The 25,974-nt window shown below is 67.4% G+C and carries 24 protein-coding genes; 20 read left to right on the forward strand and 4 right to left on the reverse strand.

Features of this window, described 5'->3' with window-relative positions; all coding sequences use genetic code 11:
* The first annotated feature begins 17 nt into the window (after positions 1-17).
* The 6 genes from trmD to BMY35_RS12060 all read left to right on the forward strand — a co-directional run bounded on the left by trmD (position 18) and on the right by BMY35_RS12060 (position 5,349).
* Positions 18-770 carry a tRNA (guanosine(37)-N1)-methyltransferase TrmD gene (gene trmD, locus BMY35_RS12035; protein WP_093198684.1) on the forward strand — a complete coding sequence of 251 codons (753 nt, stop codon included), beginning with the start codon at positions 18-20 and terminating at the stop codon, positions 768-770.
* A 111-nt stretch (positions 771-881) separates the two neighbouring features.
* Positions 882-1,262: a 50S ribosomal protein L19 gene (gene rplS / locus BMY35_RS12040; RefSeq protein WP_093198687.1), complete on the forward strand. Its 381-nt coding sequence runs from the start codon at positions 882-884 to the stop codon at positions 1,260-1,262.
* A 126-nt stretch (positions 1,263-1,388) separates the two neighbouring features.
* Positions 1,389-2,132, forward strand: coding sequence for a CoA pyrophosphatase (locus BMY35_RS12045; protein WP_093198689.1), 744 nt, complete (start codon positions 1,389-1,391; stop codon positions 2,130-2,132).
* A 52-nt stretch (positions 2,133-2,184) separates the two neighbouring features.
* Positions 2,185-3,186 (forward strand): CobD/CbiB family protein, encoded by a 1,002-nt coding sequence (locus tag BMY35_RS12050; protein ID WP_093198692.1) that lies wholly within the window; start codon positions 2,185-2,187, stop codon positions 3,184-3,186.
* Between the two features lie 23 nt (positions 3,187-3,209).
* On the forward strand, positions 3,210-4,310 hold the full coding sequence (hisC, locus tag BMY35_RS12055; protein WP_093198694.1) for a histidinol-phosphate transaminase: 1,101 nt from the start codon (positions 3,210-3,212) through the stop codon (positions 4,308-4,310).
* A gap of 13 nt (positions 4,311-4,323) precedes the next feature.
* Positions 4,324-5,349, forward strand: a complete 1,026-nt coding sequence (locus tag BMY35_RS12060) for a hypothetical protein (protein WP_093198697.1) — start codon at positions 4,324-4,326, stop codon at positions 5,347-5,349.
* Between the two features lie 25 nt (positions 5,350-5,374).
* Here the strand turns inward: BMY35_RS12060 and rsgA are convergent, their stop codons facing one another.
* The 3 genes from rsgA to BMY35_RS12075 are packed head-to-tail and all read right to left on the reverse strand — an operon-like array spanning position 5,375 to position 7,997.
* Positions 5,375-6,331 (reverse strand): ribosome small subunit-dependent GTPase A, encoded by a 957-nt coding sequence (gene rsgA, locus BMY35_RS12065; protein WP_093198699.1) that lies wholly within the window; start codon positions 6,329-6,331, stop codon positions 5,375-5,377.
* Between the two features lie 15 nt (positions 6,332-6,346).
* A complete protein-coding gene (locus BMY35_RS12070; protein WP_093198703.1) occupies positions 6,347-6,700 on the reverse strand; it encodes a 4a-hydroxytetrahydrobiopterin dehydratase in 354 nt (117 codons plus the stop codon).
* Positions 6,701-6,734: 34 nt separating this feature from the next.
* Positions 6,735-7,997, reverse strand: a complete 1,263-nt coding sequence (locus BMY35_RS12075; protein WP_093198706.1) for a M48 family metallopeptidase — start codon at positions 7,995-7,997, stop codon at positions 6,735-6,737.
* Between the two features lie 59 nt (positions 7,998-8,056).
* On the opposite strand from BMY35_RS12075, the gene orn reads away from it, so the two are divergent.
* The 6 genes from orn (at position 8,057) to BMY35_RS12105 (ending at position 14,736) form a co-directional block, all read left to right on the forward strand.
* A complete protein-coding gene (gene orn / locus BMY35_RS12080) occupies positions 8,057-8,653 on the forward strand; it encodes an oligoribonuclease (protein ID WP_093198709.1) in 597 nt (198 codons plus the stop codon).
* 255 nt (positions 8,654-8,908) lie between these two features.
* Entirely contained in the window at positions 8,909-10,765 is a 1,857-nt protein-coding gene (locus tag BMY35_RS12085; protein ID WP_093198711.1) for a DEAD/DEAH box helicase, read from the forward strand.
* Between the two features lie 225 nt (positions 10,766-10,990).
* Positions 10,991-12,064 (forward strand): NAD/NADP-dependent octopine/nopaline dehydrogenase family protein, encoded by a 1,074-nt coding sequence (locus tag BMY35_RS12090; RefSeq protein ID WP_093198715.1) that lies wholly within the window; start codon positions 10,991-10,993, stop codon positions 12,062-12,064.
* Complete coding sequence (locus BMY35_RS12095; RefSeq protein ID WP_093198718.1) at positions 12,054-13,061, forward strand: 3-hydroxybutyryl-CoA dehydrogenase; 1,008 nt, start codon at positions 12,054-12,056, stop codon at positions 13,059-13,061. The genes BMY35_RS12090 and BMY35_RS12095 overlap by 11 nt, the downstream gene beginning before the upstream one ends.
* A complete protein-coding gene (locus BMY35_RS12100; protein ID WP_093198722.1) occupies positions 13,058-13,855 on the forward strand; it encodes an alpha/beta fold hydrolase in 798 nt (265 codons plus the stop codon). The genes BMY35_RS12095 and BMY35_RS12100 overlap by 4 nt, the downstream gene beginning before the upstream one ends.
* Complete coding sequence (locus BMY35_RS12105; protein ID WP_093198726.1) at positions 13,852-14,736, forward strand: quinone oxidoreductase family protein; 885 nt, start codon at positions 13,852-13,854, stop codon at positions 14,734-14,736. Before BMY35_RS12100 ends, BMY35_RS12105 begins: the two co-directional genes overlap by 4 nt.
* Positions 14,737-14,755: 19 nt before the next feature.
* On the opposite strand, the gene BMY35_RS12110 is transcribed toward BMY35_RS12105, so the two are convergent.
* Positions 14,756-15,232 (reverse strand): MarR family winged helix-turn-helix transcriptional regulator, encoded by a 477-nt coding sequence (locus BMY35_RS12110; protein ID WP_093198729.1) that lies wholly within the window; start codon positions 15,230-15,232, stop codon positions 14,756-14,758.
* A gap of 144 nt (positions 15,233-15,376) precedes the next feature.
* On the opposite strand from BMY35_RS12110, the gene BMY35_RS12115 reads away from it, so the two are divergent.
* From BMY35_RS12115 to BMY35_RS12150, 8 genes are read left to right on the forward strand one after another with little or no spacing between them, the layout of a single operon-like run.
* A complete protein-coding gene (locus tag BMY35_RS12115; RefSeq protein ID WP_093198731.1) occupies positions 15,377-17,545 on the forward strand; it encodes a thiamine pyrophosphate-dependent enzyme in 2,169 nt (722 codons plus the stop codon).
* Between the two features lie 7 nt (positions 17,546-17,552).
* Positions 17,553-19,061, forward strand: coding sequence for an indolepyruvate oxidoreductase subunit beta family protein (locus BMY35_RS12120; RefSeq protein WP_093199617.1), 1,509 nt, complete (start codon positions 17,553-17,555; stop codon positions 19,059-19,061).
* A gap of 15 nt (positions 19,062-19,076) precedes the next feature.
* Positions 19,077-20,069 carry a PDR/VanB family oxidoreductase gene (locus BMY35_RS12125; RefSeq protein ID WP_093198733.1) on the forward strand — a complete coding sequence of 331 codons (993 nt, stop codon included), beginning with the start codon at positions 19,077-19,079 and terminating at the stop codon, positions 20,067-20,069.
* 31 nt (positions 20,070-20,100) lie between these two features.
* Entirely contained in the window at positions 20,101-21,414 is a 1,314-nt protein-coding gene (locus BMY35_RS12130) for an aromatic ring-hydroxylating dioxygenase subunit alpha (protein WP_093198736.1), read from the forward strand.
* The gene (locus BMY35_RS12135; RefSeq protein ID WP_093198739.1) at positions 21,414-21,908 is read left to right on the forward strand and encodes an aromatic-ring-hydroxylating dioxygenase subunit beta; all 495 of its coding nucleotides are present in this window, start codon (positions 21,414-21,416) and stop codon (positions 21,906-21,908) included. Before BMY35_RS12130 ends, BMY35_RS12135 begins: the two co-directional genes overlap by 1 nt.
* A 10-nt stretch (positions 21,909-21,918) precedes the next feature.
* Positions 21,919-23,544 carry an AMP-binding protein gene (locus tag BMY35_RS12140; RefSeq protein ID WP_093198741.1) on the forward strand — a complete coding sequence of 542 codons (1,626 nt, stop codon included), beginning with the start codon at positions 21,919-21,921 and terminating at the stop codon, positions 23,542-23,544.
* Complete coding sequence (locus tag BMY35_RS12145; protein WP_093198744.1) at positions 23,541-24,713, forward strand: thiolase family protein; 1,173 nt, start codon at positions 23,541-23,543, stop codon at positions 24,711-24,713. The genes BMY35_RS12140 and BMY35_RS12145 overlap by 4 nt, the downstream gene beginning before the upstream one ends.
* On the forward strand, positions 24,710-25,963 hold the full coding sequence (locus BMY35_RS12150; protein WP_093198746.1) for an SDR family NAD(P)-dependent oxidoreductase: 1,254 nt from the start codon (positions 24,710-24,712) through the stop codon (positions 25,961-25,963). Before BMY35_RS12145 ends, BMY35_RS12150 begins: the two co-directional genes overlap by 4 nt.
* Positions 25,964-25,974: the final 11 nt, after the last annotated feature.

The following is a 25,974-nucleotide window of genomic DNA, read 5'->3' on the forward strand; positions in this document are numbered from 1 at the left end:
CCGGCGCCCCGCGCGACATGCGCTTCGACGTTCTCACGCTCTTTCCCGAGATGTTCGCGCCCTTCGTGGCCAGCGGCGTGACGCGTCGCGCCTACGAATCGGGACAGGTCGAGGTCGTGCTGTGGAATCCGCGCGATTTCGCGCAGGGCAACTACAAGCGCGTGGACGACCGCCCCTTCGGAGGCGGCCCCGGCATGGTGATGATGGCGGAGCCGCTGGCGGCCTGTCTCGATGCGGCGCTCGCGGCGCGTGGTGCCGGCGGCGAAGTGCCGGTCGTGCTGTTTTCCCCTATCGGCGAGGCGCTGCGGCACGAATCGGTCGAGCGCTGGTCGGCCAGCGAAGGGGCTGTGCTGATCTGCGGGCGCTACGAGGGCATCGACCAGCGCTTCATCGACTCGCGCATTACCCACCAGATCAGCCTCGGCGATTTCGTGCTTTCAGGCGGCGAGATCGCGGCGATGGCCCTGCTGGACGCCGTGGCCAGGCTGCAGCCCGGCGTGCTGGGCGACGAGGCCAGCCATGTCCAGGACAGCTTCAATCCTGCGCTCGACGGCCTGCTCGATTGCCCGCACTACACGAGGCCCGAGCAGTGGAACGGGCAGGGCGTGCCGGCGCCGCTGCTCTCGGGCCATCACGCCCAGATCGAGCGCTGGCGCCGCGATCAGCGACTTACGATCACGGCTGCTCGGCGGCCGGAGCTGATCGAGGCGGCCCGCGCTGCCGGGCGTCTTGGCAAGGCCGATGAGGCCGTGCTGAAAAAAAAGCTATAATTCCCGGTTCCCCGATCCTCTGTCCGGCCGCGTCCGGTCTTCTTGCGGTTCTTTCCGCGAAAGCCAAAGGCGCCTTTTGTGTAGCCCGGCACGATCGAATATCAGGAAATCATGAACCTCATCCAGACCCTCGAGCAGGAAGAAATCGCCCGTCTCGGCAAGACCATCCCCGAATTCATGCCCGGTGACACGGTCATCGTCAGCGTGAACGTCGTCGAAGGCACCCGCAAGCGCGTGCAGGCCTACGAAGGCGTCGTGATCGCCAAGCGCAATCGCGGCCTGAACAGCGGCTTCACCGTGCGCAAGATCTCCAGCGGCGAAGGCGTGGAACGTACCTTCCAGACCTACAGCCCGCTGATCGCCGGCATCGAAGTCAAGCGTCGTGGCGATGTGCGCCGCGCCAAGCTGTACTACCTGCGCGACCGCAGCGGCCGTTCGGCACGTATCAAGGAAAAGCTGCCGAGCAAGTCGACGGCTGCATCGGCCGCGTAATAGCTGCCTTCCTGTCGTGCAAAAAGCCGCCGCTCTGGCGGCTTTTTGCATTGTTGCCCCCGCTCAGCGACAACTTTCCCTTTTTCCGCTCTACTTCGTCCACCCGACTCCGGTACCTTTCATCTCTTGACCAACTCGTCCACTTCCCCGCAGGCCGCCTCCGCCGAAATCGTCAACGCCGTGGCGCCGCCCACGCTGCTGCAGTTCGACCCGCGCAAGGTGCCTTTCGTGGCTGGGGAAGTCCAGGGGTTGCCGGCTGTGGCGGCCTCGCAGCTGACGGCACAGGCGCTGCGGTCGCGCTTCGCCACCCCGCCTGCCTGGACGCCCGAGCTGCGCCGTGAGCCGAAGATGACTGACCGCGTTCCCGCGCAGGCCGCTGTGCTGGTGCCCATCGTGCAGCGCCCGCAAGGCGCGACGGTGCTGCTGACCGAGCGCACCTCGAACCTGTCGACTCATTCGGGGCAGGTCGCCTTCCCCGGCGGCCGCGTCGACTCGGAGGACGCCAACATCGCAGCCGCCGCGCTGCGCGAGGCCTGGGAAGAAGTCGGCCTCTCCGCGCAGTACATCGAGGTGCTCGGCAGCCTGCCGACCTATACGACGGTGACTTCGTTCATCGTGACGCCGGTGGTCTCGCTGGTTCAGCCCGACTTCGAACTCACCATCAATCCTTATGAGGTAGCAGAGGCCTTCGAGGTGCCGCTCGCGTGGCTGATGGATCCGGCCAATCATCGCCACCACACCGTGCCCGCACCCGACGGCACGCGGCGCCAGTGGTACTCGATGCCCTATCAGGACGGTGCCGATGAGCGTTTCGTGTGGGGCGCGACCGCCGGCATGCTGCGCAATCTCTACCATTTCCTCGCTGCCTGAGACGAGTCTGAATACGGCCTGAACCTTCGGGCGCTCTCGCTATCATCGAAGGATGAGCTTTTTTGCCATCCTGTGCGCTCTGTTGATCGAGCAGGTGCGGCCCCTGGGCCCGCACAACCCCGTGTACGGCGCGGTGCTGGCGTGGACACGCTGGACCAGCCGCAACTTCGACGCGGGCAAGCCGCATCACGGATGGATCGCCTGGGGGCTCGCGGTCTTCGTGCCGACGATCGGCGCACTTGGCATTCACTGGCTTCTGGTGCTCACGCTGGGCCTGCCGTTCGCGGTGCTCTGGAGCATTGCCGTGCTCTACGTCACGCTGGGCTTCCGGCAGTTCAGCCACCACTTCACCGACATCCGAGATGCGCTCGACGAGGGCGATGAGCCGCTGGCGCGCTCGCTGCTCGCGCACTGGCAGGGCGTCGACGCGGCCGATCTCCCGCGCAGCGAGATCGTGCGCCACGTCATCGAGCACTCGGTGATCGCCGCGCACCGCCATGTGTTCGGCGTGCTCGCATGGTTCTCGATCATCGCGGCCATCGGACTCGGCCCGGCGGGTGCCGTGTTCTACCGCATGAGTGAGTTCGTCTCCCGCTACTGGGCGCACAAGAACGGCGCCGCGATCCAGCCTTCGAGCATTGCCGTTCAGGAGGCCGCCGATCGCGCATGGCACGCCATCGACTGGCTGCCCGCGCGCATCACCGCGCTGGGCTTCGCGGTGGTCGGCAGCTTCGAGGAAGCGATCGACTGCTGGCGCAACGACGCACAGCGCTTTCCCAACGAGAACGACGGCGTGATCCTTGCGGCCACCTCGGGCGCCGTGAATGTGCGCCTGGGCGGCGGCTCGCTGCGTCCGATCCCGGTTGCCGATCCGCTTCCGCGCGCCCAGGCCGGCGAATCGCTGGCCGACGGCCGCCGCACCGACAGCGGCAGCACGCCGGGGCGTGAACCCGAGCCCGGCCACCTGCGCAGCGTGGTGGGGCTGGTCTGGCGCTCGGTCGTGATGTGGATGGTGCTGCTGGCCTTGCTGACCCTGGCTCGCCTGCTCGGCTGAGCGGCAAAGGAACGCACAAGCCCATGACGCAAGAAGGACAACCGGCGCCTGTCTTCTGGAGCCCGCGCATCGCCGCGCTCGAGCCCTACGTGCCCGGCGAACAGCCGCGCATCGAGAACCTCGTCAAGCTCAACACCAACGAGAACCCGTACCCGCCGTCTCCGGTGGCCATCGAGGCCATCCGGCGCGCGGCAGAGAACGGCCTGCAGCTCTATCCCGATCCCACCTCGCTCGCATTGCGCGAGGCCGTGGCGCGGCGGCACGATCTGAAGGCTGAGCAAGTGTTCGCAGGCAACGGCTCCGACGAAGTGCTGGCGCACGCCTTCTTCGCGTTCTTCCAGCAGGCCGAGCCGCTGCTGATGCCCGACGTGAGCTACAGCTTCTACAAGGTCTATGCGCAGCTCTACGGCATTGCCTGCGAGCAGCAGCCCGTGGACGAGGGATTGCGCATCGACGTCGATGCCCTCGCGGCGCGTGCGCGCCAAGGCTGTGCGGGCATCGTCATCGCGAACCCGAATGCGCCGACGGGCATCGGCCTGCCGTTGTCGCGCATCGAGCAATTGCTCGAAGCCTGCACCGATCGCGTGGTGCTGGTCGACGAGGCCTATGTCGATTTCGGCGGCGAGAGCGCGTTGCCGCTGATCGACAGGTATCCGAACCTGCTGGTGGTGCAGACCCTCTCCAAGTCGCGCTCGCTGGCCGGCCTGCGCGTCGGCTTTGCCTGCGGTCAGGCGCACCTGGTCGATGCGCTGGTGCGCGTGAAGGACAGCTTCAACTCTTACCCGCTCGACAGGCTGGCATCCGCGGGCTCGGTCGCCGCGCTCGAAGACGAAGACTGGTTTCGCAGCACCCGGAATAAGATCGTCGACACCCGCGAGGGACTATGCCTCCAGCTCGAGGACCTGGGCTTCGAGGTGCTGCCGTCGCAGGCCAATTTCGTCTTCGTACGCCATCCGCAACGCGACGCTGCGGAACTGGCTTCGCTGCTGCGCCGGCGCGCGGTGCTGGTGCGGCATTTCAGGCAGCCGCGCATCGCGCAGTACCTGCGCATCAGCATCGGCACGCGGGAGCAGTGCAGCACGCTGGTCCGGCATCTGCAGGACATTCTCAATCCATCCCCCTGAAGGACTCTCTGGCATGTCGACATACGACACCGATCCACGCGCCGAGGCCTGCGCAAGCTTCTGGCAGGCCGTGAGCACCCGGCTCGAGAGCCTTCGCGCCTTGCCTGCCCGCGAACTGATGGAGGGGCTCAACGCACTGCTGGAGCCTCACTTTCCGCGACTGGCCGCCGAGGTGGCAGGCGACCCGCCCGTGTTCAAGCTGGTGCTGACGGCGCACGGATCGGTGGACGACTTCGAAGACCTGATGATGCTCGTGCAGAACAGCCCGAAGCTGCCGAAGGTCGAGGTGGAGGCGTTCCGCCAGCGTTCGCGCGATGGCTTCGGCATGCGCATGAACAACTTCGAACTGGCGAGCTCCGAAGTCCTGGTGAAGCACGAAAGCTACCGGGGACGGGTGGCGCTGGAGATCGGCTTCGCCAAGCCGATCCCGATGGACATGCAGGACCATGCTCGCCACATGAGCCTCATCATGCTCGACCACATCCTGGGCGAGTACGACTTCGCGGTGAAGGTCGGCGCCGTCGACTATTGCGATGCCGATGCGCAGGCCGGTTTCGAAGGCGTGCCGCTCGACGATTTCGTGCCCCTGTTCGACGCCTGCTGGCGAGACGAACTCGGCCACACCGGCGTGTTTCCGCCGGGCGAGCATGCGTGGTCCGGCTTGAGCGCGACGCGCACCGCCGAGGACGGCCGCGAGATCGAGATGATCGTCATGCGCAACGACGTGGCGACCGCGCTGGTGGGGCGGGCCGACCTGTGCCATCGCCTGTCGGTGGCGGTGCCGGTCGAATCGGGCGAGGAACTGGAAGAGGCTCGCGCCTATGAAGACCGGTTGACGGCGCGGCTGCAGGTGCATGAGGCCGGCTGCTGCACGCACGTGGTGCTGGAGGAGGGCGTGCGCACCATTCACTTCCAGGTGGCCGATCCCGATGGCGCGATCTCGCAGGCGCAATCGCTGCAGGAAGACATGGATCTGGCGGTGGAGATGGAACTCGTCTTCGATCCCACCTGGCAGTCCTACCGGGTCTGGCTCGGCTGACGGACGAGACGAAGCTGCGCTTCGGTCAGTAGCGCTTCTGGCTCAGCTCGGCGAAGAGCTCGCCATAAATTCTGTAGCGGCTCGCGCTGATTGCGCCCGGCGCCTCGGCCGTCTCCACGTTCGCGATCACGCCGCAGCCCGGCTCGTGCAGGTGGGTGCAGTTGTAGAACTTGCAGTCGCCGGCATGCTCGGCGATGTCGGGCATGAGCCCGGCGAGCTGCATCGGCGCGATGTGGTTCAGGCCGAATTCCTGGAAACCCGGCGAGTCGATCAGGCCGGTGCTGCGGGCTTCGTCGATCCAGTACCAGGTGGTGCTCGTGGTCGTGTGCTTGCCCGAGTTCAGCGCCTGCGAAATCTCCTGCGTCAGCACGTCCGCGCCGGGCACAAGCAGGTTGGTGAGCGTGCTCTTGCCCGACCCGGACGGGCCCAGGACCAGTGTGCACTTGCCGGCGAGCAGCTTCATCAGGGAAGCGTGGTCTGCCTCCGCCGATGCCTTCAGCGAAAGCGGCAGCACGCCGTGGTGCATGCGGCGGTAGGGAGCGAGCCTGGCCCATGCGCGCTCGAAGGGCTCGATCAGGTCGCTCTTGTTGAGCGCGATGATCGGCGCGATGCGCTCGGCCTCCGCGGCGATCAGCGCGCGGGCCAGCTGGTGTTCGGAGAACTCCGGCTCGGCCGCGATCAGGATCAGCACGTGGTCGAGGTTGGCCGCGAACGACTTGGTGCGGATCTCGTCCTGCCGATAGAAGAGGTTGCGGCGCGGCAGCACCTGCTCGATGGTGCCTTCGTCTTCACTGGGCTGCCAGCGCACCCTGTCGCCGACCACCGCCTGGCTCTTCTTGCCGCGCGGATGGCAGATCAGCCGCTCGCCCGAGGGCGTTTCGACGATGCAGTGTCGCCCGTGGCTGGCAACGACGAGACCGTCCTGGAGTGCCTTCGCGGCTGTCGTGGCAGCCGAGGGTGCGGCGCGGCCGGATTTAGCCAAGGGCTCGATCCGTCATCAGGCGGCGGGAGCGGCACCGACCAGCGCGTCGGCCTGGCGGGCGCAGTCGAAATCGGTGACCGACAGGCCGCCCACGTCGTGCGTGTTGAAGCGCACCACGCAGCGGTTGTAGTGCACCGAAAGGTCGGGGTGATGGTCTTGCGTGTGCGCCACGAAGGCCAGCGCGTTCACGAACGCGATCGTCTCGAAGTAGTTGGCGAAGCCGAAGGTCTTTTCGATGGCGACATTGGCGCCGTCGCCGGTGAGCTTCCAGCCGTCGAGGCGCGCCAGGGCGGACACGATCTCGGTGGCGCTCAGCGCCTTGCGGGGAGGGAGGTTCTTCCAGTCCTTGGGCTTGAACATGCTGCTCATGATGGGCTTCTCCGGAATGTGGGGTTGGATCGGATCAGGCCGCCGTCACCATGCGGGCGAGGCGCTCGGAAGCCGGAGGATGCGAGTAGTAGAACTTGACGAACACCGGGTCGGGTGTGAGCGTCGAGGCGTTGTCCTGGTAGAGCTTGAGCAGGGCGGCCGACAGGTCGGCACCGCTGGTCTGCGCCACTGCATAGGCGTCGGCCTCGAACTCGTGCTTGCGCGACAGCCGCGCGGGCAGCGGAGCGACGAAGAAGCCGAACACCGGCACCGCGAGCATGAAAAGCAGCAGTGCCAGTGCGCTGTTGGGCGCCGCCATATTGGGCTGCACGCCCAGGCCCGTGTAGAACCAGACCTGCGTCGACACCCAGCCCAGCAGCGCGAAGCCGGCCAGGCTCAGGGCGAACATCGCGATCAGCCGCTTCACGATGTGGCGGTGCTTGAAGTGACCCAGCTCGTGCGCGAGCACGGCTTCCACTTCGCCGGCATTGAGCTGGCGCAGCAGCGTGTCGTAGAACACCACGCGCTTGCTGGCGCCGAAGCCGGTGAAGTAGGCGTTGGCGTGGGCACTGCGCGTGCTGCCGTCCATCACGAACAGGCCCTTGGCGGCGAAGCCGCAGCGCTTCATGAGCGCCGTCACGCGTTCCTTGAGCTTGGGGTCGTCCAGCGGCTGGAACTTGTTGAACAGCGGGGCGATGAAGGTCGGGTAGATCAGCATCAGCAGCAGGTTGAAGCCCATCCACGCGCCCCAGGCCCACAGCCACCACAGCTGGCCCGCCGCGCCCATGAGCCAGAGGATCAGGGCGGCGATGGGCAGGCCGATCACCGCGCCCAGCAGCGTCGACTTGAGTGCGTCGGCCAGCCAGAGCTTCCAGGTCATCTTGTTGAAGCCGAAGCGCTCCTCGAGCCTGAAGGTCTGCCAGAGCGTGAAGGGCAGCTCCAGCAGGCCGCCGATGGCGGCGAAGAGCGCCAGCAGCACCAGTTGCTGCGCCATGCCGCCGCCGATCCAGTCCAGCAGGAGCTTGTTGAGCACATCGAGGCCGCCGAGCAGGGTCCAGCCGAGCAGCAGCGCGGCGCTCCACGCCATCTCGATCAGGCCGAAGCGTGCCTTGGCGATGGTGTAGTCGGCCGCCTTCTGGTGAGCGGCGAGGGTGATGGTCTGCGCGAAAGCGGCTGGCACGGCGCCGCGATGCTGTGCCACGTGGCGCACCTGCCGCGTGGCCAGCCAGAACTTCACGAGCAGGCCCGCGACGATCGCTGCCGCGAAGGCGATGGTGAAGATGAGCGAATAGGACATGGATCGGCGAGTTTAGCCCTCGCTATCCGGGGCCGCAGCCCTTCGACGACAATCCTGCGATGCCCGAATCCCTTGACCCGACGCCCCTCGCAGCCCCGCCGACACTGAAGAAAAGCGACCAGAACCTGGTCTGGCTGGACTGCGAAATGAGCGGCCTCGACCCCGAGAAAGAGCGCCTGCTCGAAATCGCCGTGGTCGTCACCGGCCCCGACCTCACGCCCCGCATCGACGGCCCCGTGCTCGTCATCCACCAGAGCGACGCCGTGCTCGACGGCATGGATGCCTGGAACAAGGGCACCCATGGCCGCAGCGGCCTGATCGACAAGGTCAAGGCCTCCACCCTCGACGAGGCCGCCGCCGAGCAGCAACTGCTGGAATTCATCGCCAAGTACATCCCGCGCAGCGGTTCGCCCATGTGCGGCAACACCATCGGGCAGGACCGGCGATTCCTCGTCAAGTACATGCCCAAGCTGGAGGCCTATTTCCACTATCGGAACCTCGACGTGAGCACGCTGAAGGAACTGGCCAAGCGCTGGAAACCCGCGGCGTACAACAGCTTCAAGAAGCAGCAGGCGCATACGGCGCTGGCGGACGTTCGCGAGTCCATCGAGGAGCTTGCCCACTACCGCGAGACCTTTTTGCGCCTCGCGGACTGAGTCAAGGTCACGGATTAGGTAAAAACCCGAATCCGTGCCATAATCGCAGGCTTCGCTGACAGGGCAGGTATTTTTGGCCCGGCCAGCGTTTCTTGCATCTCCCTATCTTGCACACCGCGCCCGATCGCATTCGCTGATCGAAAAGGGCCGCAGCCTCGGGCAATCGCCCGGAGTTGAATGTCGTTGGATGGTTGATGTTTTTAACCACCAACGGGGCGCCGCCTACGGCAGCGCTCGCGTTTGAGATTGACATTCATGACCGACGCTTTTGAAGCGCAGGGCGAGTTCGCGCCTGTGCAATCCGCTACCCACAACGAATTCACCGCCGCCACGGACACCGTGTCCGAGGCTCCCATCCTCGAAGCGCTGGACGGCACCGCTCCCGAAGCGGCTGCAGCCGAAGAGCCCGCCGCTCCCAACGGCTTCATCAAGCTGGGCCTCGCGCCCGAACTGATCGCCGCCGTCGCGGACATGGGTTTCACCCAGCCCACCGCCGTGCAGGATAAGGTCGTTCCCATCGCCATGGGCGACCAGGACGGCGCGGCCAAGTCGGCGCGCTTCGTCGACCTGATGGTTTCCAGCCAGACCGGCTCGGGCAAGACCGCCGCCTTCCTGCTGCCCGTGCTGCACACGCTGATCAAGCGTCAGGCCGAAGCCGAAGCCGAAGCCCGGGCCGAGTTCCAGCGCCTGGTTGCCGAAGCCGCTGCCCGCGGCGAAGCCCCGCCCAAGAAGCCGAAGCGCAAGGACCCGACCAACGCCCGCCATTTCAAGGCCGCCACCCCCGGCGCCCTGGTGCTGTGCCCGACGCGCGAACTCGCGCAGCAGGTCGCGCACGACGCCATCGAACTGGTTCGCCATTGCCGCGGCCTGCGCATCGCCAACGTGGTGGGCGGCATGCCCTACCAGCTCCAGATCGCCCGCCTGCAGAACGCAGACCTCGTGGTCGCCACGCCGGGCCGCCTGCTCGACCTGCAGCGCTCGATGCAGATCAAGCTCGACCAGGTCAAGTTCCTGGTGGTCGACGAAGCCGACCGTATGCTCGACCTGGGCTTTGCCGACGACCTGGCCGAGATCAACCAGCTCACCATCGAGCGCCAGCAGACCATGATGTTCAGCGCCACCTTCGCGCCGCGCATCCAGCAACTGGCCGCCCGCGTGATGCGCGAGCCGCAGCGCGTGACCATCGACAGCCCGCAGGAAAAGCACGCCAACATCAAGCAGGTGCTGTTCTGGGCCGACAACGCCCAGCACAAGCGCAAGCTGCTCGACCACTGGCTGCGCGACACCAGCATCAACCAGGCCATCGTGTTCGCGAGCACGCAGGTCGAGTGCGACGGCCTCGCCAACGACCTGCAGCAGGACGGCTTCAGCGCCGTCGCGCTGCACGGCGCGCTGAGCCAGGGCCTGCGCAACCGCCGCCTGATGGCGCTGCGCAACGGCCAGGTGCAGATCCTGGTGGCCACCGACGTGGCTGCGCGTGGCATCGACGTGCCGACCATCACCCACGTCTTCAACTTCGGCCTGCCGATGAAGGCGGAGGACTACACCCACCGCATCGGCCGCACCGGCCGTGCGGGCCGCGACGGCATCGCCGTCACCTTCGCCGAGTTCCGCGATCGCCGCCGGATCATGGACATCGAGCACTACAGCCGCCAGCAGTTCAAGGCCGAGGTGATTCCGGGCATGGAGCCGCAGCAGCGCATGCCGCAATCGCGCCCCGACTTCGGCGGCCGCGGCCGTGAAGGCCACTCGCGCGACCGCAAGTTCGGCGGTGGCGGTGGTGGCTACCGTGGCGGCAATGGCGGCGGCTACGCCGGCGCCAGCGGCTTCAACGACCGCAACTCGCGTGGCCCGGGTGCACCGGGCCCGCGCGGCGGCTATCAGGGCCAGAACGCCGGCTTCGGCGGCGGCCGTGACGAAGGTGGCAACGGCGGCGGCTATGGCCGCAAGCCGGGCTGGGGCGACAGCGCTCCGCGCGGTGGCCATGGTCACGGCGGCGGTCGTGGCGACGGTGGCTTCGCGCCCCGTGGCAATGGCGCCGGCCATGGTGGTCCGGGCAAGGTTTTCGTGCCCCGCGATGCGCAGAAGCGCGCCTTCAAGCCCGGCCGCTGATCCATTCAGGAGCGCAGCCTGACAGCTGCGCCATCCTTGCGAAAGCCCGCGTTCTCACGAGCGCGGGCTTTTTTCATTTCGGTCCGATTGCGGGTTTGCGAGCACGCAGATGTCCTTGGGTTTGATTGACATCTGAATCGATGAAAAGTAATGTAATGGCGCATTGCTTCCCCGGAGTCGCCCCGCGGCCGCCGGTTCATCGACACCTGCTTTTCGACTTTCGACATGAAAATTGCGATTCTTGGGGGTGGTCATGGCGCCTATGCGGCCGCCGCGGACCTGTCTGAAACTGGCCACGAGGTGCGCCTGTGGCGCCGCGACGCCAAGGCGCTCGAGCCGCTGCTGCGCGCCGGCGCCATCACGCTGAAGGACGCAGCATGCGCGCGCGAGGTGCCCATTGCGCTGGCCACTGCCCACATCGGCGCCGCCATGCGCGGCGCCGAGCTGATCGTCATCCCCACCCCCGCCATCGCCCAGCACGACATCGCTCTCGCGATGGCGCCGCACCTGGCCGACGGGCAGGTGGTGTTCCTGCCGCCGGGCACCTTCGGCAGCTACGTGATGGCGAAGACGGTGAAAGAGGCGGGCAGTCGCGCCGATGTCGCCTGGGCGGAGACCGGCACCTTGCCCTACCTGGCGCGCAAGCACGGCGAGCGCGAGGTCAACGTCACCATCCGCGCCATCCGCCTGCCGACCGGTGTCTATCCGGCCCGCAAGGAGGCACAGGCCATCGAAGTGATCCGCAGGGCCTACCCAGCCGTGCATGGTTGCGGCGACGCACTCTCTGGCGCGCTGATGAACGCGGGCCCCGTCATCCACCCGCCGCTGATGGTGATGAACGCAGCGCCGCTGCAGCACTTCGAGCGCTGGGACATCCACAACGAAGGCACGCAGCGCGCCGTGCGCGACGTGACCGACCGGCTCGACCAGGAGCGCGTCGCGGTGCGCGAGGCCTTCGGGCAGGGTGCGCCGCACTATCCGCTGGCCGACCACTACAACAACGACCAGTGGATGTACGGCGATGCCCACAAGCAACTCGTCAAGTCGGGCGACTGGCGGGAGAACATCGACCTGCACTCGCACCGCTATATCACCGAGGACACCGAGCTCGGCCTCGCTTTTCTGGCCTCGGCCGCGCGCCATGCGGGCGTGGATGCACCCATCGCGCATGGTCTGCTGGCCATCGTCGGCGGCTTCCTCGGGCGCGATCTGCGGCGCGGCCCTCGCACCTTCGAGAGCCTGGGCTTCGCCGGCCTGAGCACGGCGCAGCTCAAGCAGAGGCTTCACGATGGCGAATGAAGCGGCCTCTCTGCCACGCTTTGCCGCCGTGGGCGCTGGCCGCATGGGGCGCGGCATTGCCATCGCGTTCGCCTATGCCGGCCATCGCATCTCGCTGATCGACCTGCGCCCGCGCGGCGACGAAGCATGGCAGCGCCTGCGCGACGAAGCGAAGGCGGAGATCGAGGCCAGCCTCTCGGGTCTCGCGCAACTGGGCGTGATCGATGCATCGCAGGTCGGGCCCATCGCAGCGCGCGTGGAGCTCGTCGACGCAGCGGCCGCGCCGCGAGCGCTGGCCGCCGCCGAACTCGTGTTCGAAGGCGTGCCAGAAACCATGGAAGCCAAGCGCGAAGCCTTCGAGCACATCAACCGCCACTGCCGCGACGACGCGATCCTGACCTCGACCACCAGCAGCATCCTCGTGACGCAACTCGCGTCGCTCGTGCGGCTGCCGGAGCGCTTCCTCAACATGCACTGGCTCAACCCGGCCTATGTGATTCCGGTGGTCGAGCTGAGCTGCCACCCAGGTACCGATGCAGCCGTGCTCGCGCGCACCAAGGCGCTGATGGAAGAGATCGGCAAGCTGCCCGTGGTCTGCGGCGCCTCGCCGGGCTACATCGTGCCGCGGCTGCAGGCGCTGGTGATGAACGAGGCTGCGCGAATGATCGAGGAGGGCGCGGCCACCGCCGAGGAAATCGACAAGGCCACGCGCTACGGCCTGGGCCTGCGCTTCGCCGCGCTGGGCGTGGTCGAGTTCATCGATTTCGGCGGCTGCGACATCCTGCATCACGCGAGCCGCGAGATGTCGGCCTCGCTCGACGCCGGCCGATATACCGCGCCGGCCATCGTCGGGAAGATGGTCGAGCAGGGGCGGCTCGGACTCAAGAGCGGCAGCGGCTTCTACGACTACGAAGGCCGCGACGTTTCAGCCTATCGGCGCGACGTGCTCTCGCGCACGCTCGGCGAACTGCGGCACGCCGGCCTGTGGCGCGCGCCTGCCGACCGGACCCTGCCATGAGCATCCGCCGTGCCTTCGCCGACCTGTCGGTGGGGCAGGTGCACTACGCGACCTGCGGCGATCCTGCTTCGCCAGCGGTGTTGCTGCTGCACCAGTCGCCGCGCAGCTGGACCGAATATCGCGCGGTGCTTCCGCTGATCGGCGCGCATCGCCGGGCCATCGCGATGGACACGGCGGGCTTCGGCGACTCGGCCGATGGCGGCGTGCCGGCGAGCATCGAGCAGTGGGCGCGCGTGGCCCGCGAGCTGCTCGAGGCGCTGAACATCACGCAGGTCGACGTGGTCGGGCATCACACGGGCGGCGTCGTCGCGGTCGAACTCGCGGCTGTGTTACCGGAGCGCGTTCGCAGCCTGGTGCTGTCGTCCACGCCGTACACGGACGAGCCCTTCCGCAAAGCACGGGCTCAGCGTCCGCCGATCGACGAGGTCGCACCGAGCGAAGACGGCTCTCACCTCGCTGCGCTGTGGCAGAAGCGCCAAGGCTTCTATCCACCAGGACGCCCCGATCTGCTCGAAGCCTTCGTGCGCGATGCATTGAAGGTCGAGCGCGTGGAGGAGGGGCACCGCGCCGTGGCGTCGTACCGCATGGAAGAGCGTATCGGCCGCATCGTCCAGCCTGTGCTGATCGTGCGCGCTACCGAAGACCCATTCGCGGCACCGCATGCGGCGGAGCTGCAGCATCACCTGCCGCAGGCGCGCATCGTCGACATCGAGGGCGGCATGGTTCCGCTGCCCGACCAGATGCCCGAGGCCTTTGCACGCGTGGTGCTCGACTTTCTGGAGGCGCTGCCTTGAAGGCCGTACGCATTCATGACTTCGATGCGACGCCCGTGCTGGAGGAGGTTGTCGATCCGACGCCTCGCCCTGGCCGCACCATCGTGCGCATGGAGGCCGCGACGGTCGGCCACATCGATCGCACCGTGTGGCGCGGGAACTTCCTGCGCCACCCGCCGCTGCCCTATACGCCGGGCGTGGAGGCTGCGGGTGTCGTCATCGAAAGCGGCCGCTACGAGGCCGGACAGCGCGTGTGGCTGCGCGGCAGCGGCCTCGGCACGCTCTTCGACGGCACCTGGTGCGAATTGATCGACGCCCCCGACGAAGCGCTGGGCCTGCTCCCGGATGCGGTGCCGATGACGCTCGGCGCTGCGTTCTTCTCGCCCACGACCTCCGCATGGGTGGCGTTGCACGAAGTCGCGAAGCTGCGGGCCGGCGAGCAGGTTCTTGTGACGGGTGCGAGCGGCGCTGTCGGCTCGCTCGTGATGCAGCTTGCACGCGATGCCGGTTGCGTGGCGACGGCTGTGGCGCCGGGCGAACCTTCTCCTGCGGTCGCCAGTGCCGACCTGTTGATCGACACGGTCGGCGCAGAGGTGCTTGCCGGAACGCTGCCTTCGGTGCGACCCGGCGGCCGCGCGGTGCTGATCGGCTACACCGCCGGCCCCACGCTCTCGCTCGACATCGCACACTTTCTTCAGCGCGACGTGGCGTTGCTGCCTCTGAACATGTTCCGGCGGGAAGCAGAGGGCCGTGCCGCGGCACCCGAGTTGCTGGCGAGGCTGGCCGACGGCCGCCTGCATCTGGATGTGCGTCCGTTCGCGCTCGCGGATGCCGCTGCCGCGCTCGACTGGATCGCGCAGCGCGGCCATCGCGGCCGCGCCGTTCTCGTGCCCCGCCTCTGAGCGACGGAGCCGGAGAGGCTCACTCTTCTTCCGGTTCGTCGCCCGGCACGCGCACGTGCTGGTCGATCATCTGCCGCAGCGTCTGCTTGAGCTCTTCGGCGCGCCGCAGCCCGAAGGGTTCGAGCACACGACGCTCGTGCTCGCGCGCCAGTTCCATCAGGTGCTCGACTGCCTTCAAGCCCTTGCGCGTGATGCGCACCAGCGTGATGCGGCGATCACTCTCGTGGGGCAGGCGCTCGACCTGTCCTCGTGCTTCCATGCGATCCAGCAGCCGCGTCACCGTGGGCTGCTTGGTCACGGTCACCTGCGCGAGCTGGCCGATGCTGATCGGCTCGCTGCCGGCGAGCGATGCCATCACGCGCCACTCCGACACGGAGAAGCCCTGCTGGCGCGCCACTTCGTGGAACTCCGAGGAGATCAGCTGGCTGGCCTGCGCCAGCAGTGCGGGCAGGTAGTCATCGACGAAGCGATGCGATTCGACGGGTTGATCAGCCATGAAGGCACCTCACAGTCGCCACGGGCACGCTGCTTGCATGTCTAGGGTAATTCATGATTGTGGATACATTCATTTGTCAACATTATAGAAAGCACGATGCAACTCCCAAGTCGCATCGTCCCACGACAGACAACAAGGACCCAGATGGCAGAGCGTTCATTCGTTGAAGAAGTCAAGAAACTGCGGCTTTCTGGTGGGGAAGTCTTCCGCGGCGAGGGCATTCTGGCGGTCACCAAGGCCCTTCTGGAGTCGGGAGTTTCCTACGTGGCGGGCTACCAGGGCGCGCCCATCTCGCACCTGATGGACGTGCTGGCCGATGCGCAGGACATCCTCTCCGAACAGGGCATCCGATTCGAGAACAGCGCGAGCGAAGCCACCGCGGCCGCCACACTCGCAGCCTCCGTCAACTACCCGCTGCGCGGCGCCGTCACCTTCAAGGCCACCGTGGGCACCAACGTGGCTTCCGACGCACTGGCCAACCTGGCGTCGGGCGGCGTGACCGGCGGCGCTCTCATCATCGTGGGCGAGGACTACGGCGAAGGCTCCTCGATCATGCAGGAGCGCAGCCACGCCTTCGCGATGAAGTCGCAGATCTGGCTGCTCGATCCGCGCCCCAACCTGCCGAGCATCGTCGATGCGGTGAAGCAGGGCTTCGATCTCTCCGAAGCCAGCAACACGCCGGTGATGCTGCAGCTGCGCATCCGCGCCTGCCATGTGCACGGCCACTTCGTCGCGGGCGACAACAAGCGCGCGAAGTTCACGCTGAAAGATGCGCTCGAGAACCCGCAACGCGACGTAGGCCGCATCGTGCTGCCGCCCGCGAGCTTCGTGCACGAGCAGGAGAAGGTGAAGGACCGCTGGCCCGCCGCGGTGCGCTTCATCGAGGAGCGCAAGCTCAACGAGTTCTTCTCTGAAGACGCCGACGACATCGGCATCATCGTGCAGGGAGGCAGCTACAACACCCTGATGCGCGCGCTGGAGCGCCTCGAGCTGGCCGACGTCTACGGCAACACCAAGGTGCCGCTGTACGTGATGAACGTGGCCTACCCCGTCATCGAGAGCGAGGTGATCCGCTTCTGCGAAGGCAAGCGCGCCGTGCTGGTGGTGGAAGAGGGGCAGCCCAATTTCGTCGAGCAGAACCTCGCGACCATCCTGCGCCAGGCTGGCTCCGCAACCGTGCTGCATGGCAAGGACATGCTGCCGGTGGCCGGCGAGTACACGGCAGCCGAACTGCTAAAGGGCGCACGCAGCTTCTGCGAGCGCTATGAACGCATAGCACCCTTGCCGGTGCCCGCGCCCGTGCGCAAGGTGATTCCGCTGATCGAGGTCGCCGAACCCGCAGTGCCTTCCACGTCATTGGGCGAAGTCGTTCACGCACGCCCGCCGGGCTTCTGCACCGGCTGCCCCGAGCGTCCCATCTTCAGCGCGATGAAGCTGGTCGAGCGCGAACTCGGCCCGCACCACGTGAGCGCCGACATCGGCTGCCACCTGTTCTCCATCCTGCCGCCTTTCAACATCGGCAACACCACCATGGGCTACGGCCTGGGTGGCGCGGGTGCCGCGGCGCTCAACGCGCCTGCAGGCAAGCGCGCGATCTCGATGATGGGCGACGGAGGCTTCTGGCACAACGGCCTGACCAGCGGCGTTGCCAACGCGGTCTTCAACAAGAGCGACAACCTCACCATCGTCGTCGACAACAACTACACCTCGGCCACCGGCGGGCAGGACATCCTCTCGTCGAATGCCGTCAACAAGACGCGCAGCACCGGCCACGAGATCGAGAGCGCGGTGCGCGGCGTGGGCGTCAAGTGGGTGAAGACGCTGCGCCGCACCTACGACATCGCCGGCATGCGCGATGCACTGAAGGAAGCGCTGACCACCAGGGAGAAGGGCCCGAAGGTCCTGATCGCTCAGTCGGAGTGCATGCTCAACAAGCAGCGCCGCGAGAAGCCGCTGGTGCGCAAGGCGATTGCCGACGGCAAGCGCATGGTGCGCGAGAAGTTCGGTGTCGACTCGGACACCTGTACCGGCGACCACTCCTGCATCCGCCTTTCGGGCTGCCCTTCGCTGTCGATCAAGCCCAACCCCGATCCGCTGCGCACCGACCCCGTCGCGACCGTGCTCGATAGCTGCGTGGGCTGCGGCGTGTGCGGCGAGGTCTCGCACGCGGCGGTGCTGTGCCCTTCGTTCTACAAGGCGCAGATCGTGAGCAACCCCAGCCGCTGGGACCAGCTGCGCGATCGCGTACGCGCGGCCGTCATCGGCTGGCTGCAGCGCGGCGAGGCGCGCCGCCGTGAAGCCTATGCCTTCTGAAGCGATGATGAACACCAAGGCCCAGCCGATCAAGATCGCGATCCTCGCCATGGGCGGGGAGGGCGGTGGCGTGCTCGCCGACTGGATCGTCGACATGGGCGAGGCCAACGGCTACGTCGCCCAGACCACTTCCGTGCCGGGCGTGGCCCAGCGCACCGGCGCGACCATCTACTACGTCGAGCTGTATCCCGTGGCGCAGGCCGACGCCGATGGCGGCACGCCGGTGCTGGCGCTGATGCCGCTGCCGGGCGATGTCGACGTGGTGCTCGCATCGGAACTGATGGAAGCCGGCCGTGCCGTGCAGCGCGGCCTCGTCACGCGCGAGCGCACTACGCTGATCGCCTCCACGCACCGCGTGTTCTCCATCGCGGAAAAAAGCGCGATGGGCGACGGTCGCGTCGACAGCGACCAGCTTCTTGCGCACACCGCCAATGCCGCGAAGCGATTCATCCGCTTCGACATGGCGCAGGCCGCCGAGGCATCGGGCAGCGTGATCAGCGCCGTGCTCTTCGGCGCCCTGGCCGGCTCGGGCGTGCTGCCGTTCAGCCGCACACAGTTCGAGGCGACCATCGAGCGCGGCGGCGTGGGCGTGAAGCCCAGTCTCAAGGCCTTCGGAGCCGCTTTCACCCGCGCACAGGATGCCGGCGGCGATGAGCCCGCGAAAGAAGCGCCGGCCGCCGTCCAGGCCCTGCAGCCGCGCCACCCGGCCGTGCGCGCACTGGTGGAACGCGTGCAGCGCGACTTTCCTTTGCCCGCACAAGACCTGCTGTTCGAGGGCGTGCGCCGCCTTATCGACTACCAGGACCCGGCCTACGCCGGCCTCTACCTCGATCGCATGGCTGCGGTCGCAGCGCTGTCGGGCAGCGACGACCATCGCCTGCTTCGCGAGACCGCACGCCATCTCGCGCTCTGGATGTCCTACGAAGACACTGCCCGCGTCGCGGCCCTGAAGACCCGCGCCACCCGATTCGAGCGCGTGCGCGGCGAGGCCCGCGTGCAGCCGGGCCAGGTGCTCGCCATCAACGAGTACATGCACCCGCGCCTACAGGAAATCTGCGAGACCCTGCCCGGCGGCATCGGCCGCTGGCTGATGAACTCGACGCTGCCGAAGAAGATCGTCGAGCGCTTCACGCAGCACGGCCGCGTGATCCAGACCAGCTCTCTGCGCGGCTATCTCATGCTGCGCGCCGTGGCGGCATGCAGGCGCTGGCGCCTGTCGACCATGCGCTATGCCGAGGAGAACCGCCGCATCGAGGAATGGCTGCAACGCATCGCCGCCACCGCGCAGCGCAATCCCGAGCTCGCCGTTGAGCTGGCCCAGTGCCAGCGCCTCGTCAAGGGCTACAGCGACACGCACGAGCGCGGCATCCGCAACTACGACACCGTGATGCGTGCCTTCGAGCGCGCGGGCGAAAGGCTCGCACCGGCCACGCTGCGCGAGCTGCGCGATGCAGCGCTTGCCGACGAGCACGGCCACAAGCTGCAGGCCGCGCTGGCGCAGCATGCACTGGCCTGAAGAGACGAGACGAAGATGACCGCTCCCACCGCCACCCTCTCGCTGTGCGTCGCCGAGACGCAGACCTTGAACCCGTTGATCCGCATGCTTCGCCTGCGCGCCGAGGACGGCCGCGCGCTGCCCGGCTTCGCTGCGGGCGCACACATCCGCGTGCAGGTATCGCTCGCCGATGGCAAGACCGAATGGCGCCACTACTCGCTCATCAACTTCGACACCGCGCGCAACGCAACCAACGCACCGACCGAATACGTGATCGCGGTGCGCAAGGAGGCTGAAGGCCGTGGCGGCTCGCGCTTCATGCACGAAGGGCTGAAAGAGGGCGACACCATCGCCATCGAGCCGCCGAAGAACGACTTTCCGCTGCACACCGGCCCGGGCGGCACGGTGCTCGTGGCGGGCGGCATCGGAGTGACGCCGCTGGCCACCATGGCCGCGCGCCGCCGTGCCGAGGGCGCGGCCGTGCGCATGCACTACGCCGGCCGCAGCCGCGAGCTGATGGCCCTCCTGCCCGAGCTGCAGGCGCTGCTGGGCGACGACCTGCACGTGCATGCCGACGCCGAGGCCGGCGCGCCGCTGAACATCGACGCGCTGCTCGACAGCGTTCCCGCCGGCGACCGCCTGTATGTCTGCGGCCCCAAGGTCATGCTCGACGCGGTGCTCGAGCGCACGCAGGCGCGCGGCTGGGAACACGACCGCGTGCACTTCGAGCTCTTCACCGAGCCTGTCGCGGAAGAGGGCGACCAGCCCTTCGAGGTCGAGCTTGCCCAGTCGGGCCAGCGCTTCACCGTGCCGGCGGACCAGAGCATCCTCGACTGCCTCATCGAGCACGGCTGCGACCCGATGTTCGACTGCAAGCGCGGCGAATGCGGCGTGTGCGCCGTGCCCGTGCTCGAAGGCGAGATCGACCACCGCGACTACGTGCTCACAGCCCGCGAGAAGGCGCAAGGCAACGTCATGCAGATCTGCATCTCGCGCGCCAAGGGTGCGCGCCTGGTGCTGGACATCTGAAGCAAGGATGAAGCAAGGAGCCACGAGAACCATGACCTCCTACAGAGATAACCCCGAAGCCATCCGCGCACTGGTGCAGAACGACCGCGTGCACCGCGACCTCTACACCAGCCAGGAGCTCTTCGAGCTGGAGCAGCAACACTTCTTTGCCAACACCTGGAACTACGTCGGCCACGAGAGCCAGCTGCCCAAGCCGGGCGACTGGATCAGCAACGAGATCGCCGGTCGCCCGCTGATCGTCGTGCGCCACTCCGACGGCAGCGTGCGCGCGATGATGAACCGCTGCGCCCACAAGGGCTCGCGCCTCGTCAACGGGCCCTGCGGCAACACCGGCAAGTTCTTTCGCTGCCCGTACCACGCCTGGACCTTCAAGACCGACGGCGCGCCGCTGGCGATTCCGCTGAAGACCGGCTACGAGAACACCCAGCTGCACGAATGCGAGTCGGGCAAGGGCCTGACCACCGTGAAGCACGTGCGCAGCCACCGCGGCTTCATCTTCGTGAAGATCAACGACGCCGGGCCGGACTTCGAGGAGTACTTCGGCGACTCGCTGAGCTCCATCGACAACATGGCTGACCGCTCGCCCGAAGGCGAACTCGAAATCGCCGGCGGCTGCCTGCGCTTCATGCACCAGTGCAACTGGAAGATGTTCGTCGAGAACCTCAACGACACCATGCACCCGATGGTGGCGCACGAGTCCTCGGCCGGCACCGCCAAGCGCATGTGGGCCGATAAACCCGAGAGCGAGCCCAAGCCCATGGCCGTGGAGCAGTTCGTGCCCTTCATGTCCGACTACAAGTTCTTCGAGGACATGGGCATCCGCACCTACGACAACGGCCACAGCTTCACGGGCGTGCACTTCAGCATCCACAGCAAGTACAAGGCGATCCCCGAGTACGACAACGCCATGAAGGCGCGCTACGGCGAGGAAAAAACCGCGCAGATCCTCGGCATGGCACGGCACAACACCGTGTACTACCCGAACCTAACGATCAAGGGCGCGATCCAGGCGATCCGCGTGGTCAAGCCGATCTCGGCCGACAGGACGCTGATCGAGAGCTGGACCTTCCGCCTGAAGGGTGCACCGCCCGCGCTGCTGCAGCGCACCGCCATGTACAACCGCCTCATCAACTCGCCGTTCTCGGTGGTGGGCCACGATGATCTGCAGGCTTATCGCGGCATGCAGGCCGGCCTGCATGCCAGCGGCAACGAATGGGTGAGCCTGCACCGCGACTACGAACCGGCCGAACTCAAGGGCGGCGAGATCACCACCGGCGGCACCAACGAGCTGCCGATGCGCAACCAGTACCGCAGCTGGGTCCAGCGCATGACGGAGACGATGTAATGGCCGGCACCGCACCAGAAGTCACGCGCCAGGACCTGATCGACTTTGTCGTGAACGAGGCGCACCTGCTCGACACGCGCCGCTACGAGGAGTGGAATGCGCTCTTCACCGACGACGCCTTCTACTGGGTGCCGCTGATCCCCGACCAGGAAGACGGCCTCAACCACACCTCGCACCTCTACGAGGACAAGCTGCTGCGCGACCTGCGCATCGAGCGCCTGAAGAGTCCGCGTGCCTTCTCGCAGCAGCCGCCGAGCCGCTGCCACCACCTGCTGCAGGTGCCGGTGGTCGAGGAGTTCGACCCGGAAGCCAACCGCTACGTGATGCGTACCTCGTTCCACTACACGGAGTCGCAGGGTGACGAGCTGCAGTTCTATGTCGGCACCTTCTTCCATCACCTCACGGTGCAGGACGGCGCGCTGCGCATGACGCTCAAGCGCGTCAACCTGCTCAACTGCGACGCGGCCCTGCCGGCCGTGCAGCTCTTCATCTGACGGGGACGCGATGTCACGAGCCACCGTCCATCAAGTCTTCGCGGCCACGGCTGCGCGTACGCCGCAGGCCGAGTTCCTGCTCACCGAATCGGTGACCGCTGCCGCCTATGGCATCGAGGCGGGCGCCATTCGCTGGGGCGAGGCCGCGACGCAGATCGAAAGCCTGCGCACGGCCTACGCCCGGGCGGGCTACGGCCATGGCCACCGCGTCGGGCTGCTGCTGGAGAACCGGCCCGCCTTCATCTTCCACTGGCTTGCGCTGAACGCATTGGGCGTGAGCGTGGTGCCGATCAATGCCGAGATGCGCTCGGCCGAGCTGGTCTACCTGATCGGCCACAGCGAAATCGGCCTGGCCGTGACGCTGCCGGAGCGCGCGGCCGACCTGCGCGCCGCGGCGGCACAGGCCGGCATCGCCTTCGAGACGATGGGCCCCAAGGACGCCGTGCCGCCTGCGAAGACCGCGGCGCCGCGTGCTCACGAGCCCGTCGGTGTCGACACCGAATGCGGCCTGCTCTACACCTCCGGCACCACGGGGCGCCCCAAGGGCTGCATCCTGAGCAATGCCTACTTCCTGCGCGCGGGCGAGTGGTATGCGGCGCTCGACGGCGTGTGCAGCATCCGGCCCGACAAGGAGCGCGTCATCACGCCGCTGCCGCTCAACCACATGAACGCGATGGCCTTCTCCACCATGGTGGTGCTGGTCGCGGGCGGCTGCCTGGTGCAGCTCGATCGCTTCCATCCGAAGACCTGGCTGGCGAGCGCGAAGGAGAGCGGCGCGACCATCGTCCACTACCTCGGCGTGATGCCGGCCATGCTGCTGTCTGCGCCTGCATCGGCGGCCGACCGCGACCACGCCATCCGCTGGGGCTTCGGCGCCGGTGTGGACCGAAAGAACCACGCGCCCTTCGAGGAGCGCTTCGGCTTCCCGCTGGTCGAGGCCTGGGCGATGACAGAGACCGGCGCGGCCGCCTGCATCATGGCCAATCGCGAGCCCCGTCTGGTGGGCACCAGCTGCTTCGGCCGCCAGGAAGACTTCGTCGAGATCCGCCTCGCGGGCGAAGACGGCAGCGATGTCGGTGTCGACGCTCCGGGCGAACTGTTGGTGCGCTCGGCAGGCCCTGACCCGAGGCGCTATTTCTTCTCCGGCTATTTGAAAGACGAGGAAGCCACGCACGAAGCCTGGGCCGACGGCTGGTTCCATACCGGCGACCTGGTGCGCCGCGATGCCGAGGGCAACTTCTTTTTCGTCGACCGCAAGAAGAACGTGATCCGCCGCAGCGGCGAGAACATCTCCGCCGTCGAGGTCGAGAGCGTGCTCAACCAGCATCCGGCCGTGAAGACTTCGGCCGTGGCCGCCACGCCCGACGAGGTGCGCGGCGACGAGGTGCTGGCCTGCATCGTGATGCGCGAAGGCGTCGATGCCTCGAAGCCGGAGCAGACGGCGGCCAGCATCGTCGAGCACGCGCTGGCCCAGCTCGCCTACTACAAGGCGCCCGGCTACGTGGCCTTCGTCGATGCGCTGCCGCTCACGCCCTCGCAGAAGATCCAGCGCGGGCAACTGCGCGAGATGGCGCAATCGCTGCCCGGTCAGGCCCGTTGCATCGACACCCGCTCGATGAAGAAGAGGCAGGCATGACGGCGAAGCGGCTTTCCTATGAAGGCGTCGCGGTCGCGGTGCCCGTGACCGTGCCCTATGTGCGCTACTCCACGCGCACCGCGCACTGGTTCATCGGCCAGGCCATCGAGGCGCTGGTGAAAGCCAGCGGCGTGGCCAAGGAAGAGATCGACGGTCTTTGCCTCAGCAGCTTCTCGCTCGCGCCCGATACGGCCGTGGGCGTCACGCAGCACCTGGGCCTGTCGCCGCGCTGGCTCGACCACGTGCCCACCGGCGGTGCCTCGGGCGTGATGTGCCTGCGCCGCGCCGCGCGGGCAGTGCAGGCGGGCGACGCGGACATCGTCGCTTGCGTGGGCGCCGACACCAACCACGTCGACTCCTTCCGCCAGACCCTGGGCAGCTTCAGCAACTTCGCTCGCGACGCGAGCTACCCGTACGGCTCGGGCGGCCCGAACTCGATCTTCGCGTTCATCACCGCCAACTACATGCGCACCTACGGCGCGAAGCGCGAGGACTTTGGCCGCATCTGCGTGGACCAGCGCACCAACGCGCTGGGCAACCCCAATGCGATGTTCAAGAAGGCGCTGACCCTCGACGAGTACATGGCCGCACGACCCATCTCCGATCCGATTCATCTCTTCGATTGCGTGATGCCCTGCGCCGGCGCCGACGCCTTCCTCGTGATGAGCGAGGAGCGCGCGCGCGACCTGGGCCTTGCGCACGTCGTGATTCGCGGCGCCATCGAGCGTCACAACGCCTATGCCGAAGACCCGGTGATGGTGCAGGGCGGCTGGCGCAAGGACCGCGACGACCTCTACGCACAGGCCGGCATCCAGCCCGCGGAGCTCGACTTCGTGCAGACCTATGACGATTACCCCGTCATCGTGATGATGCAGTTCGAGGACCTGGGCTTCTGCGAGAAAGGCGAAGGCCCGGCCTTCGTGCAGGCCAACACCATGACCTTCGACGGCAGCTTTCCGAACAACACCAGCGGCGGCCAGCTTTCGGCCGGGCAGGCGGGTGCGGCGGGCGGCTTCCTCGGCATGGTCGAGGCGATCCGTCAGCTGACCGATCAGGCCGGCCCGCGCACCGTTCCTGATGCCAAGGTCGGCCTCGTCGCCGGCTTCGGCATGGTGACCTACGACCGCTGCCTGTGCACAGGCGCCGTCATCCTCGGGAGACCCGCATGACGATGCCCCTGATGCGCCCCCCGCGCAAGAACCCGGTGCTGCGCACCCGGCAGATGAACCTGCCGCCCGGCGCGCGCGGCCGCGTGGCGCTCGGTCTCACTGCTGCCGCAGCCGAAGGCCGCTTCGAACTCCAGACCTGCGACGACTGCGGCACGGTGCAGTACCCGCCGCGAGAGGTCTGCCACAAGTGCCTCTCGGCCGCGCTGCGCTGGCGCGAACAGAGCGGCGAGGGCGAGCTGCTCGGCAGCACCACGCTGCATCACAGCAACGACCTGTTCTTCCGCGAGCGGCTGCCCTGGCGGCTGGGCCTGGTGCACCTGGATGCCGGCCCCACGCTCATGGTCCACCTGCACGGCGAGGTCGGTGACGCGCCGCAGAGAGTGCGCGTGGGCGCACGGCTCGACCGCGCAGGGCAGGCCGTTCTCATTGGTTTTCCGAACGAAGGGAGTCCCCACATGGCCGACGACAAGATGCTGCGCGAGATGACCAGCGACCCCAAGTTCCGCAAGGTGCTGGTGACCGACGGCAAGACCGAGACCGGACAGGCCATCGTGCGTGCGCTGGTGAAGGCCGGTGCCGACATCGTCTGGGTCGGCCACGCCGAGCCCTGGAAGAAGATGGGCGACGGGCTCGACGACATCTCGGCGCTGCCGCAGGTCACGCTGGTGCCGCTGGACCTGACCAACGGCCGCCAGGTGACGGAGCTTGCCGGCTCCATCGGCGGCAAGGTCGACATCGTCATCAACAACGCGGAGGTGCACCGCACCTTCGGCATCGGTGCACGGCGCGGCACGGACGTGGCCAAGGCCGAGATGGACATCAACTACTTCGGGCTGCTGCGCCTCGCGCAGGAGTTCGGGCCTGCGCTGAAAGGCCGCTCGGCCGATGGCGCGACGGGCGCGACCGCATGGGTCAACCTGCTGTCGATCTACGCGCTGAGCAACTTTCCGCCGCATGGCACCTTCAGCGCATCGAAGGCGGCGGCGCATTCGCTCGCGCAATGCCTGCGCGCCGAGATGCGGCCGGCCGGCATCCGCGTGATCAACGTGTTCCCGGGGCCCATCGACGACGAATGGAACCAGCACACGCCGCCGCCCAAGCTCGCCCCCACCGCGCTGGCCAACGCCATCGTGAAGGCGCTGCGCGACGGCGTGGAGGACGTGTACCCGGGCGACGTGGCGCAGGAGTGGCTGGAGCGCTGGCGCGGCAACCCCAAGGTGCTCGAGCGCGAGCTGGCTGCAGGCGGCTGAGACAGGAGCCA

It is taken from the genome of Variovorax sp. YR750 (genome assembly GCF_900109805.1).
GTDB classification, from domain to species: Bacteria; Pseudomonadota; Gammaproteobacteria; order Burkholderiales; family Burkholderiaceae_C; genus Variovorax; species Variovorax gossypii.

Bases quoted from the DNA above. Each gene is read 5' to 3' on its own strand.
- trmD (WP_093198684.1), top strand. From the start codon at position 18: ATGCGCTTCGACGTTCTCACGCTCTTTCCCGAGATGTTCGCGCCCTTC.
- rplS (WP_093198687.1), top strand. From the start codon at position 882: ATGAACCTCATCCAGACCCTCGAGCAGGAAGAAATCGCCCGTCTCGGC.
- BMY35_RS12050 (WP_093198692.1), top strand. From the start codon at position 2,185: ATGAGCTTTTTTGCCATCCTGTGCGCTCTGTTGATCGAGCAGGTGCGG.
- hisC (WP_093198694.1), top strand. From the start codon at position 3,210: ATGACGCAAGAAGGACAACCGGCGCCTGTCTTCTGGAGCCCGCGCATC.
- BMY35_RS12060 (WP_093198697.1), top strand. From the start codon at position 4,324: ATGTCGACATACGACACCGATCCACGCGCCGAGGCCTGCGCAAGCTTC.
- BMY35_RS12070 (WP_093198703.1), bottom strand. From the start codon at position 6,700: ATGAGCAGCATGTTCAAGCCCAAGGACTGGAAGAACCTCCCTCCCCGC.
- BMY35_RS12075 (WP_093198706.1), bottom strand. From the start codon at position 7,997: ATGTCCTATTCGCTCATCTTCACCATCGCCTTCGCGGCAGCGATCGTC.
- orn (WP_093198709.1), top strand. From the start codon at position 8,057: ATGCCCGAATCCCTTGACCCGACGCCCCTCGCAGCCCCGCCGACACTG.
- BMY35_RS12085 (WP_093198711.1), top strand. From the start codon at position 8,909: ATGACCGACGCTTTTGAAGCGCAGGGCGAGTTCGCGCCTGTGCAATCC.
- BMY35_RS12090 (WP_093198715.1), top strand. From the start codon at position 10,991: ATGAAAATTGCGATTCTTGGGGGTGGTCATGGCGCCTATGCGGCCGCC.
- BMY35_RS12095 (WP_093198718.1), top strand. From the start codon at position 12,054: ATGGCGAATGAAGCGGCCTCTCTGCCACGCTTTGCCGCCGTGGGCGCT.
- BMY35_RS12100 (WP_093198722.1), top strand. From the start codon at position 13,058: ATGAGCATCCGCCGTGCCTTCGCCGACCTGTCGGTGGGGCAGGTGCAC.
- BMY35_RS12110 (WP_093198729.1), bottom strand. From the start codon at position 15,232: ATGGCTGATCAACCCGTCGAATCGCATCGCTTCGTCGATGACTACCTG.
- BMY35_RS12115 (WP_093198731.1), top strand. From the start codon at position 15,377: ATGGCAGAGCGTTCATTCGTTGAAGAAGTCAAGAAACTGCGGCTTTCT.
- BMY35_RS12120 (WP_093199617.1), top strand. From the start codon at position 17,553: ATGAACACCAAGGCCCAGCCGATCAAGATCGCGATCCTCGCCATGGGC.
- BMY35_RS12125 (WP_093198733.1), top strand. From the start codon at position 19,077: ATGACCGCTCCCACCGCCACCCTCTCGCTGTGCGTCGCCGAGACGCAG.
- BMY35_RS12130 (WP_093198736.1), top strand. From the start codon at position 20,101: ATGACCTCCTACAGAGATAACCCCGAAGCCATCCGCGCACTGGTGCAG.
- BMY35_RS12135 (WP_093198739.1), top strand. From the start codon at position 21,414: ATGGCCGGCACCGCACCAGAAGTCACGCGCCAGGACCTGATCGACTTT.
- BMY35_RS12140 (WP_093198741.1), top strand. From the start codon at position 21,919: ATGTCACGAGCCACCGTCCATCAAGTCTTCGCGGCCACGGCTGCGCGT.
- BMY35_RS12145 (WP_093198744.1), top strand. From the start codon at position 23,541: ATGACGGCGAAGCGGCTTTCCTATGAAGGCGTCGCGGTCGCGGTGCCC.
- BMY35_RS12150 (WP_093198746.1), top strand. From the start codon at position 24,710: ATGACGATGCCCCTGATGCGCCCCCCGCGCAAGAACCCGGTGCTGCGC.